13 protein-coding genes are annotated in these 13071 nt (G+C 66.2%); 8 read left to right on the top strand and 5 right to left on the bottom strand.

Annotation, left to right across the window (positions count from 1 at the left end; all coding sequences use genetic code 11):
* Positions 1-11 precede the first annotated feature (11 nt).
* Genes AU187_RS20645 through AU187_RS20635 form a run of 3 tightly spaced genes read left to right on the top strand, consistent with a single transcriptional unit; the run spans position 12 to position 2812 of the window.
* Positions 12-1088 (top strand): Rieske 2Fe-2S domain-containing protein, encoded by a 1077-nt coding sequence (locus AU187_RS20645; protein ID WP_059100909.1) that lies wholly within the window; start codon positions 12-14, stop codon positions 1086-1088.
* A complete protein-coding gene (locus AU187_RS20640) occupies positions 1085-2176 on the top strand; it encodes an NAD(P)H-dependent amine dehydrogenase family protein (protein ID WP_059100908.1) in 1092 nt (363 codons plus the stop codon). Before AU187_RS20645 ends, AU187_RS20640 begins: the two co-directional genes overlap by 4 nt.
* 3 nt (positions 2177-2179) lie before the next feature.
* On the top strand, positions 2180-2812 hold the full coding sequence (locus tag AU187_RS20635) for a TetR/AcrR family transcriptional regulator (protein ID WP_059100907.1): 633 nt from the start codon (positions 2180-2182) through the stop codon (positions 2810-2812).
* Positions 2813-2834: 22 nt separating this feature from the next.
* Here AU187_RS20635 and AU187_RS20630 read toward each other — a convergent pair whose 3' ends face one another.
* The 3 genes from AU187_RS20630 to AU187_RS20620 all read right to left on the bottom strand — a co-directional run bounded on the left by AU187_RS20630 (position 2835) and on the right by AU187_RS20620 (position 6230).
* Positions 2835-3710: a universal stress protein gene (locus tag AU187_RS20630; RefSeq protein WP_059100906.1), complete on the bottom strand. Its 876-nt coding sequence runs from the start codon at positions 3708-3710 to the stop codon at positions 2835-2837.
* Positions 3711-3855: 145 nt separating this feature from the next.
* On the bottom strand, positions 3856-4980 hold the full coding sequence (locus tag AU187_RS20625) for an acyl-CoA dehydrogenase family protein (RefSeq protein ID WP_059100905.1): 1125 nt from the start codon (positions 4978-4980) through the stop codon (positions 3856-3858).
* 11 nt (positions 4981-4991) lie between these two features.
* A complete protein-coding gene (locus tag AU187_RS20620; RefSeq protein ID WP_059100904.1) occupies positions 4992-6230 on the bottom strand; it encodes an acyl-CoA dehydrogenase family protein in 1239 nt (412 codons plus the stop codon).
* 181 nt (positions 6231-6411) lie between these two features.
* On the opposite strand from AU187_RS20620, the gene purU reads away from it, so the two are divergent.
* Positions 6412-7308, top strand: a complete 897-nt coding sequence (gene purU / locus AU187_RS20615; protein ID WP_082683941.1) for a formyltetrahydrofolate deformylase — start codon at positions 6412-6414, stop codon at positions 7306-7308.
* A 33-nt stretch (positions 7309-7341) separates the two neighbouring features.
* On the top strand, positions 7342-7794 hold the full coding sequence (locus tag AU187_RS20610) for a MaoC family dehydratase (protein ID WP_059100902.1): 453 nt from the start codon (positions 7342-7344) through the stop codon (positions 7792-7794).
* Positions 7795-7807: 13 nt separating this feature from the next.
* Here the strand turns inward: AU187_RS20610 and AU187_RS20605 are convergent, their stop codons facing one another.
* Positions 7808-8632, bottom strand: a complete 825-nt coding sequence (locus AU187_RS20605; RefSeq protein WP_059100901.1) for a mycofactocin-coupled SDR family oxidoreductase — start codon at positions 8630-8632, stop codon at positions 7808-7810.
* A complete protein-coding gene (locus tag AU187_RS20600) occupies positions 8629-9801 on the bottom strand; it encodes an acyl-CoA dehydrogenase family protein (RefSeq protein ID WP_059167237.1) in 1173 nt (390 codons plus the stop codon). The genes AU187_RS20605 and AU187_RS20600 overlap by 4 nt, the downstream gene beginning before the upstream one ends.
* 123 nt (positions 9802-9924) lie before the next feature.
* Between AU187_RS20600 and fabG the strand changes: the two genes are divergently transcribed.
* Genes fabG through AU187_RS20585 form a run of 3 tightly spaced genes read left to right on the top strand, consistent with a single transcriptional unit; the run spans position 9925 to position 13069 of the window.
* Positions 9925-10665 (top strand): 3-oxoacyl-ACP reductase FabG, encoded by a 741-nt coding sequence (gene fabG / locus AU187_RS20595; protein ID WP_059100899.1) that lies wholly within the window; start codon positions 9925-9927, stop codon positions 10663-10665.
* A complete protein-coding gene (locus AU187_RS20590) occupies positions 10665-11879 on the top strand; it encodes an acetyl-CoA C-acetyltransferase (protein WP_059100898.1) in 1215 nt (404 codons plus the stop codon). Before fabG ends, AU187_RS20590 begins: the two co-directional genes overlap by 1 nt.
* Complete coding sequence (locus AU187_RS20585; protein WP_059100897.1) at positions 11876-13069, top strand: acyl-CoA dehydrogenase family protein; 1194 nt, start codon at positions 11876-11878, stop codon at positions 13067-13069. The genes AU187_RS20590 and AU187_RS20585 overlap by 4 nt, the downstream gene beginning before the upstream one ends.
* The last annotated feature ends 2 nt before the right edge of the window (positions 13070-13071 follow it).

The raw sequence follows: 13071 nt of genomic DNA, 5'->3' as shown, positions 1-13071 counted from the left end.
AAAGGACATCGATGGCCAAGCCACCCCTGTCGATGAAGCCGACCGGATGGTTCCAAGTGGCGTGGTCGGCCGATATCAAGCCCGGCGACGTCCGACGGATGACCTATTTCGACCGCGAGATGGTCGGCTGGCGGACGACATCCGGCGAAGCGGTCGTCATGGACGCGTACTGCGAACATCTCGGCGCCCACCTGGGTTACGGCGGACACGTGGAGGGCGAAGTCATCGAATGCCCGTTCCACGGCTGGCAGTGGAACAAGGACGGCCGCAACGTCTGCATCCCGTATCAGGACCGCCCGAACCGCGGCCGTCGTATCCGCAGCTATCCCGTCGCCGAACGCAACGACTCGATCTATATCTGGCACGACGTCGACGGCCGCGAGCCCTACTTCGACGCGCCGGACGTCTTCGCCGGTTTCAACGACGGCAGCAGTGCCGCTGACTACTACCCTCCGATGACCCTGCACCGTGAGCGACTCGAACTGCACCCGCAGTACGTGCTCGAGAACGGCGTCGATTTCGCGCACTTCAAGTTCGTGCACAAGACGCCGATCATCCCGGTGTTCACCCGCCACGATTTCGCCGACCCCTGGTCGTATGTCGATTTCACGATCACCTTCGAAGGTGACGACACCCAGTCGATCGAGGACGTGAGAAGCGGCGTGGAGGCCATCAACGGTGGGCTCGGCATCGCCGTGACGAAAAGCTGGGGGATGGTGGACAACCGCACGATCTCGGCGATCACGCCCGTCGACGACCGCACGTCCGACGTCCGCTTCATGGTGTACATCGGCCGTACCCCCGGTCGCGACGATCAACGGGCCGAGGCCAAGGCCGCCGACTTCGGTGCTGAAGTCATTCGCCAGTTCACCCAGGACGTGCACATCTGGTCGCACCAGCGCTACTCCGACCCGCCCGCACTCGCGACTGCCGAGTACGAGGGCTTCACCGCGCTGCGCAAGTGGGCGGCACAGTTCTATCCCGACGGCCGCGGCGGTAACGGCGCTGCGCACGCGAGGAGCGAGAAAGATGCGGACCTCGAATTCTCCCGTCCGACAACGAAGTCCGAGAAAGGCCGAGCCGAATGACCACACCGCCCGCACGACCGATACGTGTATTTCAGGTCGCGACAGGAAACCTCGGGACCGAGATGATCAAGCGGATCGGCGAGCATCCGGATCTCGAGCTCGTCGGGCTGCACTGCTACACGCACGAGAAAATCGGTCGTGACGCCGGCGACATCGTGGGCATCGGCCCGGTCGGCGTGACCGCCACCGGGACCGTCGAGGAGATCATCGCCGCCAAACCCGATGTGCTGACGTTTCACGGCGTCTTTCCGGACGAAGACCTCTACGTCAGGGTTCTCGAGGCGGGGATCAACATCGTCACGACGGCGGACTGGATCACCGGTTGGCACCGCGACACCAACCATCCGCATCCGTCGGGCAAACCCGTGTCCCAGTTACTCGACGAGGCCTGCCGCAGAGGCGGTTCGACGTTCTACGGCACCGGCATGAATCCTGGGCTGAACCAGATTCTCGGCGTGGTGTGTTCGGCCGACGTGGCCGAGATCGAGAACGTCACAACCATCGAGTCGGTCGACGTGTCGTGTCACCATTCGAAGGACACCTGGATCGAGGTCGGCTACGGCCAACCCGTGGACGACCCCGAGATCCCCGCGAAGCTGGAGAAGTACACCCGCGTCTTCGCCGACAGCGTGCTGATGATGGCCGACTGCTTCGACCTGCGCCTCGACGAGGTCAAGTTCAGCTACGAATTAGGCGCCTGCACAAAGGATGTCGACCTCGGCTGGTACCAGCTGCCGAAGGGGTCGTTGGGCGGCAACTACATCAAGTACCAGGGCATGGTCGACGGCGTGCCGAGGGTGGAGACCCATCTCGAATGGCAGATGACACCGCACACCGATCCGCACTGGGACATCAAGGGTTGCTACATCACCCAGATCAAGGGCGATCCGTGCGTGTACAACAAGCACATGATCTTCCCGAAGCCCGGTGTGGACCTGTCCAACCCCGAGGCCTTCGCCTCCATCGGCATGACGGTCACGGGAATGCCTGCGCTGCATGCGATCCGGTCGGTGGTCGCAGCACCGCCGGGGCTGATCACCAGCGCCGACCTGCCGCTGCGCGGGTTCGCCGGACGATTCAAGAGATAGCGCATGCCCCAGGGCGCCAACGTCGCGCCGCGCCGTCCGGCGAACGGCAAGCAGGTACGCGCGGAACGAACGCGCGCAATGGTCATCGACGAGACGGTCCGCTGCATCCTCGAAGAGGGCTTCGGCGCGGCGAGCGCCAAACACATCACCGAACGCGCAGGTGTGACGTGGGGCGTGATCCAGTACCACTTCGGTGATCGCGACGGCTTGTTGATGGCCGTCGTCGACGAGGGTTTCGGCCAACTGACGTCTTGTCTGCATGACGTCCAAGCGAAACTCGGCGAGCACTCCGGGCGTGCGCGCACCGAACTGGTGATCAACGCCGTCGCCGACGCGTTCCTGAGCCCGACATCGATTGCGGCGCTGGAGATCCTGATCGCGACCCGGACCGGTCGCGCCGACGTGGACCAGCGTCATCTGGTCGAGTTGTTCTCCACGCTGACCCGGCTCGGCCGCTTCGTCGGCGAGGGCCTCGACAAGAGGCACGCCGACGCGGTGGGCAATCTCATCTGGACCACGTTGATGGGTGCGATGGTGGCCAAGATGGCGGTCGAGGAACCGGTCGACGTCGGCCGGGAGTTAAGGGCGCTGACCGACGTCGTCACCGCCTATGTCGAACTCCAGCTCAACGCTTGACGCGAGGCTGTGAACCAGGGCGTCACCGCGGCCGGACGACGATCACCGGCGCCTTGGCGGCCTGTGCCACCTTGGCTGCCACGGAGCCGAGCACAAGGCTCGCGAATCCGCCGCGGCCGCGGCTGCCGATGACGACGAGTTGCGCCTGCTCTGACGACTCGACGAGCCGGCGTGCGGGGTCGTCGCCGACGATCCGGCGCTGCACCTGCACGTCCGGATACCGTTCCTGCCAGCCCGCAAGGCGTTCGGCGAGGATGCGATGGCCTTCGCCCTCGTAGCGTTCCCAGTCGCTTTCGATGGCGGGGAAGCCGGCATCGCTCCACGCGTGCAGGGCGACGAGCCCGACACCGCGCCTTGATGCCGCGTCGAAGGCCAGCGCTGTGGCTTCCTCCGAGGACGGCGACCCGTCGACCCCGAGCAACACGGGAGAGGTGTGATCGCCGGTCCGGGCGGTTGAGCCACCCAGGATCACCACCGGACCATGTCCGTGATGCAACAGGCCACTGCTGACCGATCCGAGAAAGACCCGGCCGATGGCGCCGAGGCCCCGGCTGCCCGACACGGTCATGTATGCGTCGCGCGAGGCGTCGACAAGTGCCGGTGGCGCCGCGGCGTGCACCACTTGCGTTTCGATGGTCGGCGGCGCGTTGTCACCAGCCGCCGCCTGCACGACCTTCTGCGCCTGGTCGAGAACGTCGCGTCCGTTCGCTTCCATCGCATCGACGTAGCTCGTTTCCAGATATGCCACGGGCCACGTCACCACGACCGGGGTGATCGCGTGTAACAGCCGGATCGGCTGGTCGCGCATGAGGGCTTCGTGGGTGGCCCATCGGATCGCGGCTTCCGAATCGGGCGAGCCGTCGACACCAACGAGAATTCCGGTCGGACCGTCAGTCATGGTGGCCTCCTTCGCGACCCCGCGGTACTGGTTCGACGTTACGTCGCGAGCCGCCCCCGTCAACAGGGGCTTTGGTCCCGGTCTTTGATTACGGCGCGCCGCTGAAGCCGTTGCGCGCGCCTAGCCGCATCAACTCCCGCGAACGCTATGAGCGGGTCAGTTGCGCGTAACGCGTGAGGTGATAGTCGGTGGTGCCGAATTCGTACTGGAGCGCGGTGAGCCGTTTGAAGTAATGACCGATCGCGAGTTCTTCGGTCATGCCCATCCCGCCGTGCAGCTGAACGGACTGCTGCCCGATGAACCGTGCGGCCCGCCCGACGGTCGCCTTGGCCGCCGACACCGCGCGTGCCCGAACATCGGGCTCGGCCTCGAGGTTGAGTACGGCCAGGTAAGCGGCCGACACTGCCTGCTCGAGCTCCATGTACATGTCGACCATGCGATGCTGCAGCGCCTGGAAGCTGCCGATCGGCTGGCCGAACTGCTGGCGTTGCTTGGCGTACTCGACGGTGTCGGCCAGCACTTTCCGCATACATCCGACCGCTTCTGAGCACACCGCGGCGGCGCCCTCGTCACGTGCCTGCTCCAGCGACGGCCACGCCCGTCCTTCCGCGCCGAGCAGCGCGTTGCCCGGAAGCCGCAGGCCGTCGAAGGTGAGGTCCGACGCCCGGCGATCGTCGATCGTCCGGTAATGGTGAGGCTCGATCGCGTCTCCCGCCGATTCGAGATCCACTGCGAACAGCGAGATTCCGTTGGCGGTGCGCGCGGTGATCAACAGATGGGTGGCCAGGGGCGCGCTGGCGGCGACGATCTTCGACCCCCGCAGCACCCACTCGTCGCCGTCCCGTTCCGCTCTGGTTGCCACCTCCGCCCAGTTGTGCCCGGAGGCCTCCTCGGTCGCCGCGAGCGCAACGATGGCCGTTCCGTCGACGATCCGCTCCAGCAGCGTCGAGGCCAGCTCACCGCCGGCGCGATGCAGCAGACCGCCGGCCACCACCGCCGTGTCGACGTACGGCTCGACCACCAACGCATGCCCGAGGGCTTCGGCGATGACCATCACCTCGACCGGGCCGCCCCCGATTCCGCCGACGTCCTCGGGCAGCGCCGCGCCGAGGATGCCGAGCTCCGTGGCGAAGCCGGCCCAGATCTCGGGCTGCCAACCGGCACCCGACTTGGCCGCCGCACGGCTGCTCTCGAGGTCGTATCGGCTCGCGAGGAACTTGCTCAAGCCGTCGCGCAGCAGTTCCTGTTCCTTGCTCAGGTTGAAGTCCATCTCATGCCCCATCACAGTCCGAGAGCGGACTTGGCCAGAATGTTGCGCTGAATCTCGTTGCTGCCGGCGTAGATCGAGCCCGCGCGATCGTTGAAATAACGTAACGGCGCGACGGCCTGCCAGGGCTCGCCGCTCAGATAACCGTCCGACGGCGGCTCGAACTCGGCGATCGGCCCGCCGGGGCAGGTGGCATGTGGCTGGTATACCCGGCCGCGAGGGCCCGCGGCCTCCATGGCGAGCTCGGTGATCGCCTGGCTCAACTCGGTCGCCAGCACCTTGAGCATCGACGAGGCCGCGCCGGGATTCTTGCCCTGCGCCACCGCCGCGAGCACGCGGTACTCGAGGATTTCGAGAACCTCGGTGCGTATCCGCGCGTCGGCCAGCTTGCGGGTGAAGGCGGGGTCGTCGATCAGTCGGCCGCCGCCCGGTCCGGGCTCGCCGGACGCCACCGTGGCGATCTCCTGGGCCATCACCTGCAGTGCCGGTGAGGACGCACCACCGCCACGCTCGAACTCCAAAAGGTATTTCGCGACGGTCCACCCGTCGTCGATCTCGCCGAGCACGTTGGCCTTGGGCACGCGCACCTCGTCGAAGAAGACCTGGTTCTGCACTTCCTCGCCGGATGTCATCACCAGGGGGCGGATCTCGATGCCCGGGGTGGCCATGTCGATGAGCACGAACGTGATGCCCTGCTGTTTCTTCTGCGTTCTCGACGTCCGCACCAGCGCGAACATCCAGTTCGCTTCGCGGGCGTGCGTCGTCCAGATCTTGCTGCCGGTGCAAATGAGGTCACCAGCCGATTCGTCGATGACCGCCGCCATCGACAGCGCCGCCAGATCGGAGCCCGCCTCCGGTTCGGAATAGCCCTGGCAGAAGAACACCTCACCGGTGAGGATGCGGGGCAGGAAGAAGTCTTTCTGGGCGTCCGTCCCGAACTTGATCAGGGCGTGGGCCACCATCCGGATGCCCATCGGCGACAGCGAGGGCGCACCCGCGAGGGTGGACTCCCGGCTGAAGATGTAGTGCTGGGTCAGGCTCCAGTCGCAGCCGCCGTACTCGACCGGCCAGGCCGGTGCGGCCCATCCGCGTTCGTGCAGGATCTGTTGCCACTGCATGCTCGCGTCGTGGTCGGCGTACACGCTGGTCATGAGGCGACCGGCGCGGCGCAGCTCCGGCGTCAACTTCTCGTCGAGGAAGCTGCGCACCTCGTCACGAAACGCCGTATCGGCCGCCGACCACTTGAGATCCATCGTCGTCCCCTGTCTGTCTGACGCTCTACACAGTAAACCTAGTTGACTAAGTTGTCCGATGTGGGGGTGACTCAAGTGAATGACGGTTCTGCTGAGCGTCCGGCCTTGCACGCGGACGTCGCGGTAGTGCCGACGTGGTGTTTCACCACGCGCGCTGTCCTCAGATGACACCCTGTTACGGGTGGCGGGAGAGTATCCGAGTCCGGGGGCGGGCGCGGTATCGGTCAAGGATGTGGGGCGGCTGCTGCTGCGCTGCGCGGACCGACCCGGTCTCGTTGCGGCCGTCAGCGCGTTCCTCGCCGACGCGGGGGCCAACATCGTCTCGCTCGACCAGCACGCGACCGAGCAGTCGGGCGGAACCTTCATGCAGCGCACGATCTTTCACCTGCCCGGCCTGACCGCCGCCCGCGACGATCTCGAACGTGACTTCACCGCGCAGGTGGCCGAACCGTTCGGAATGGACTTTCGGCTCACCGAGGCGGCCAAACCGAAACGGGTGGCGATCATGGCCTCGAAGGAAGACCACTGCCTGTTGGATCTGCTGTGGCGCAACCGTCGCGGTGAGCTCGATATGTCCGTGGCGATGGTGATCGCGAACCATCCGGACCTCGCCGAGCAGGTGCGGCCGTTCTCGGTGCCGTTCATTCATGTGCCCGCGACCAAGCACATCCGCGAGGAGGCCGAGAACCGCCAACTCGACTTGTTGCGCGGCAACGTCGATCTCGTGGTGCTGGCGCGTTACATGCAGATCCTCACCCCGCGGTTCATCGCAGAAGTCGGGTGCCCGCTGATCAACATCCACCACTCGTTTCTGCCGGCATTCATCGGCGCTGCTCCCTATCGGCGGGCCAAGGAGCGCGGGGTGAAGCTCGTCGGCGCGACGGCGCACTACGTGACCGAGGATCTCGACGAGGGACCGATCATCGAACAGGACGTGGTGCGGGTGGACCACCGGCACGGCGTCGACGATCTGGTGCGCCTGGGCTCGGATGTGGAACGCGTCGTGCTGTCCCGAGCGGTGCTGTGGCACTGTGAGGACCGGATCATCCGATTCGGCAACCAGACCGTCGTATTTTAATCCGGACCTTCTAGCCCGTACGAAGGAGAACCAGTGAAGAAGTTCAGCGACCTCGACGAGTTCATCGCGGCCGAGGGCAGCCAGCTCGGCCCAACGGAGTGGCTCGAAGTCACCCAGGATCGCGTCAACCTGTTCGCCGATGCGACCGAGGACCACCAGTGGATCCACGTCGACCCGGAGAAGGCCGCGAACGGTCCGTTCGGCGGGACGATTGCACACGGCTTGCTGACGTTGTCGCTGCTGCCGCACTTCTCGCACCAGCTGTACACGGTCGGCAACGTCGCGATGGCGATCAACTACGGCTACAACAAGGTTCGCTTCATCACGCCGGTGAAGGTCGGCGCCAAGATCCGCGCCCGGGCGGAGCTGACGAAGATCGACCAGCTCGACGGCGCGGTGCAGTCGACCATGACCACCACGGTGGAGATCGACGGGTCGGAGAAGCCCGCCGCCGTCGCGGAATCGATCGTCCGCTTCATCCGCTGATCAACGCAGGCGATCAGTACTGCGTCATGCCCTGATCGATCGAGATCGCCGCAGCGGTCACGTTTTTCGACTCGTCGCTGGCCAGCCAGCAGACCGCGTCGGCGATGTCTTCTGGCTCGGCCGCCCATGTGGGTAAGAAGGGCGTGATCATCTGCGCCAGTTGCGGATAGGTTTCGATCGCGCGACCCAGCGACCCGATCATGTCGCCACTGCCCATCAGCGTGTTGACCGCTCCCGGGTGGACGCTGTTGACCCGCACCGAGTAACGGCCCAGCTCGGCTGCGAACGCCCGCGCCATCCCGGTGACGGCGTGCTTGCTGGCGGTGTAGTGCACCATGAACGGCTGCATCTTGATGCCGGCGGCCGAACTGATCAGGATGATCGAGCCGCCCCTGCCGCCGTCGATGATCTTCTGCGCTCCGGCCATCACGGTGTTCCACGTGCCGGTCACGTTGATGTCCATGACATCTCGAAAATCTTCGGGTGAGATGGCATCCCACGTCTGCGGGGCCGACACCCCGGCATTGGCGACGATGACGTCGAGTCGCCCGAACCTTGCGACGCCCTCGTCGACCGCGTCGCGCAGGCCATCGATGTCGCGGACGTCGACGACGGAGGTCAGGATTTGGCGCCCGGTGGCCTCGACCAGTCGGACGGTCTCGGCGAGGTCCTCCGGCGTCGCAGGGTCGTAAGGCACGCAGGCGGGCAGCTTCCCGGCGATGTCGACCGCGATGACGTCGGCGCCCTCACTGGCCATCCGCACGGCGTGTGCGCGCCCCTGGCCCCGGGCCGCGCCGGTGATGAAAGCCACTCTGCCGGAGAGCCTTTGGGCGGTCATGTGTTCTCCCGCTGTGCGGACTTGACGAGGTTCGACCCGATGATGAGCCGTTGGATCTCACTGGTGCCCTCGTAGAGCCGCAGCAGTCGGACGTCGCGATATATGCGCTCGACGGGAACCTCGCGCATGTAGCCGCTGCCACCGTGGATCTGGACGGCGAGATCGGCTACCTCGCCGACCATTTCGGTGCAGAACAGCTTCGCCGCCGACGGGGCCAATCGGCGGTCCTCGCCGGTGACCCACTTCCGTGCGGTGTCGCGGACAAGTGCGCGGCCGGCCAGTACGCCGGTCTGCTGGTCGGCGAGCATCGCCTGTACCAGTTGGAAGTCGCCGATCGGGATACCGCCCTGTGTCGCGGTGGCGGCGTAGGCCACCGACTCGTCGAGCGCACGCTGTGCGGCCCCGACGGCCAGCGCGGCGATGTGCACCCGCCCGCGTGCCAACGAGATCATCGCGGCGCGGTAGCCGATGTCCTCGCTGCCGCCGACGAGGGCCTCGGCCGGCACGCGCACGTCGTCGAAGCTGACGTCGGCCGTCCACGCCCCTTCCTGACCCATCTTCGCGTCCTTGACACCGACGTGGACCCCCGCGCTGTCGGCGGGCACCAGGAACACCGCGATTCCGGCGCCGTCCGCGTCGGCCGGGCGCGTGCGCGCGAACACGACGAACAGGTCGGCCATCGGCGCGTTGGTGATGAACCGCTTCTGCCCGGTGATCACCCAATCAGCTTCGTGCTGAACGGCTTTGGTGCGCAGACCGGCCGGGTTGGAGCCGGCGCCGGGTTCGGTCAGCGCGAACGACGCGACGACGTCGCCGGTCGCCATCGACTCGAGCCATCGCGCTTTCTGTTCATCGGTGCCGAACCCGACGAGGACCTGCCCGGCGATGCCGTTGTTGGTGCCGAACATCGACCGCAGGCCCAGTGAGGTGTAACCGAGTTCCATCGCCAGTTCGACGTCCTGCGACAGGTTCAGCCCCAGACCGCCCCACTCCTGAGGGATCGCGTAGCCGAACAGTCCCATCTTCTTGACCTGCTCGCGCAGGTCGTCGGGCACCCGGTCGCTGGTCAGGATCTCCTGTTCCCGCGGGATCACCGCGGTCCGGATGAAGTGACGAGTCTGCGCCAGGATCTCCTGGAAGTCCTCGTCGCTGACCTCGGACGTCGTCATCGCCTGGTGCTCCTTCTACTTCTTCAACGTTCGGTACCCCGGATCGGCGCGATCATATATGAAATATGATGTTGGACCGATGGCGCCCTCGATGGGCTCCGAGTGACAAGAAGGGTGAGCTAGGTGTCGTTGTTGACGGGACAGACGGCCGTCGTCACCGGCGGTGCGCAGGGCCTCGGCTATGCCATCGCGGAGCGGTTCATCGCCGAGGGCGCCCGCGTGGTGCTGGGCGACCTCGACCTGGGTGCGACGGAGGAGGCGGCCAAGCGACTCGGGGGCGATCAGGTGGCGCTGGCGGTGCGCAGCGATGTGACCAAGGCCGACGACGTCTCGGCACTCGTCGCCGCGGCGGTGGAGCGGTTCGGTGGTCTCGACATCATGGTGAACAACGCCGGAATCACCCGCGACGCGACACTTCGCAAGATGACCGAGGACCAGTTCGATCAGGTCATCGCCGTGCACTTGAAGGGCACATGGAATGGGTTGAAGGCGGCCGCGGCGATCATGCGCGAGAACAAGCGTGGCGCGATCGTCAACATGTCGTCGATCTCGGGCAAGGTCGGTCTCGTCGGGCAGACCAACTACTCGGCGGCCAAGGCCGGCATCGTCGGCATGACGAAAGCGGCCGCCAAGGAACTGGCGCATCTCGGCGTGCGGGTCAACGCGATCCAGCCCGGACTGATCCGGTCGGCGATGACTGAGGCCATGCCGCAACACATCTGGGATCAGAAGCTCGCGGAGGTGCCGATGGGCCGCGCGGGCGAACCGGACGAGGTGGCGAAGGTCGCGCTGTTCTTGGCCAGCGACTTGTCGTCGTACATGACCGGCACCGTCCTCGAGGTCACCGGCGGAAGGCACATCTGATGCGCGACGCGGTCATCTGCGAGCCGGTACGCACCCCGATCGGCCGCTACGGCGGCATGTTCAAGTCGCTGACGGCCGTCGAACTCGGCGTCGCGGCGCTCAAGGGTCTGCTCGACCGGACCGGAATCGATCCTGCCGCAGTCGAAGACGTCATTCTCGGGCATTGCTATCCGAGCAGCGAGGCGCCCGCGATCGGGCGTGTGGTGGCCCTGGACGCGGGCCTGCCGGTGACCGTTCCCGGCATGCAGGTCGACCGGCGGTGCGGCTCGGGCCTGCAGGCCGTCATCCAGGCCTGCTTGCAGGTTGCGTTTGGCGACAACGACGTTGTGGTCGCCGGCGGCGCGGAGAGCATGAGCAATGTGACGTTTTACTCGACCGACATCCGCTGGGGTCCGGCACGCGGCGGCGTCATGCTGCACGACTCGCTGGCACGCGGACGCACCACCGCCGGCGGCCGGCACTATCCGGTGCCCGGCGGCATGCTCGAGACCGCGGAGAACCTGCGCCGTCAGTACGGCATCTCGCGACAGGAGCAGGACGAGCTCGCAGTGACGTCTCATCAGCGCGCGGTGGCCGCCCAGATGGACGGCATCCTGGCCGAGGAGATCGTGCCGGTCGCCGTGCGCAGCCGCCAGGGGGAGGAGCTGATCGACACCGACGAGCATCCGCGTCCGGACACCTCGGTCGAGTCGCTGGCGAAGCTGAAACCCGTTCTGGGCCGTGAGGATCCGGAGGCGACCGTCACCGCAGGCAATGCGAGCGGCCAAAACGACGCCGCGTCGATGTGCGTGGTGACCTCCCCGGAGAAAGCCGACCAGCTGGGGCTGACCCCGCTGGTCCGCCTGGTGTCATGGGCGTCGGCCGGGGTGGCCCCGAACGTGATGGGCATCGGACCGGTGCCCGCCACGGAGGTGGCGCTGTCCAAGGCCGGACTGACGCTCGCCGACATGGATCTGATCGAGTTGAACGAGGCGTTCGCCGCGCAGGCGCTCGCTGTGATGCGGGAGTGGAACTTCGGCGCGGCCGACCGGGACCGCACGAACGTCCACGGCTCGGGCATCTCGCTCGGGCACCCGGTCGGCGCGACGGGCGGGCGAATGCTGGCGACGCTGGCGCGCGAGTTGACCAGGCGCGGCGCCCGCTACGGATTGGAAACCATGTGCATCGGCGGGGGTCAGGGGTTGGCCGCGGTGTTCGAAAGGGTCGGCGCATGACGAAACTCGCTCAGACCGTGGGGCTCACCGAAGTGCAGACAGAAATCCTCGCTACGGTGCGCCAGTTCGTCGAGAAGGAGATCATCCCGAACGCGCCGGAGTTCGAGAAGACCGACACCTATCCGCAGGCGATCGTCGACCAGATGCGGGAGATGGGTCTGTTCGGCTTGATGATTCCCGAGGAGTACGGCGGGCTCGGGGAATCGCTGTTGACCTATGCGCTGTGTGTGGAAGAGCTTGCCCGCGGCTGGATGAGCATCTCCGGGGTGCTCAACACCCATTTCATCGTCGCCTACATGCTGCGCCAGCACGGCACCGAGGCGCAGAAGCAGCGCTACCTGCCGCGGATGGCGACCGGCGAGACCCGTGGGGCGTTCTCGATGTCGGAACCCGAACTGGGTTCCGATGTCGCCGCGATCCGCACCCGAGCGATCCGCAACGCCGACGGCACCTACCGCATCGACGGGCAGAAGATGTGGCTGACCAACGGCGGCACGTCGACGTTGATCGCGGTGCTGGTGCGCACCGACGAGGGCGCCGACAAGCCGCATCGGAACCTGACCGCTTTCCTCGTCGAAAAGCCGGTCGGCTACGGGGAAGTCGTGCCCGGGTTGACGATCCCCGGCAAGCTCGACAAGCTCGGGTACAAGGGCATCGACACCACCGAGTTGCTCTTCGACGGCTATGTGGCCCAAGGCGACGACGTGCTCGGTGAGGCGCCCGGCCAGGGGTTCTTCCAGATGATGGACGGTATCGAGGTGGGCCGGGTCAACGTGTCGGCGCGGGCTTGCGGCGTGGGTATCCGCGCCTTCGAGCTCGCCGTGCGCTACGCCCAGCAGCGGCAGACATTCGGCAAGCCGATCGCCGAGCATCAGGCCATCGCGTTCCAATTGGCGGAGATGGCAACCAAAGTCGAGGCTGCCCACCTGATGATGGTCAATGCCGCGCGGCTGAAGGACTCCGGTGAACGCAACGACGTCGCGGCCGGAATGGCGAAGTACCTTGCGAGCGAGTTCTGTACGGAGGTCACCCAGCAGAGCTTTCGCATTCACGGCGGCTACGGCTACTCCAAGGAGTACGAGATCGAGCGGTTGATGCGCGATGCGCCGTTCCTGTTGATCGGCGAGGGCACCAGCGAGATCCAGAAGAACATCATCAGCAAGCGGCTGCTCGCGGACTACCAGGTGTGACG

The sequence above is a fragment of the Mycobacterium sp. IS-1556 genome (genome assembly GCF_001499985.1).
Lineage (GTDB): Bacteria > Actinomycetota > Actinomycetes > Mycobacteriales > Mycobacteriaceae > Mycobacterium.
This window is presented reverse-complemented; position numbering and strand designations above follow the sequence as displayed.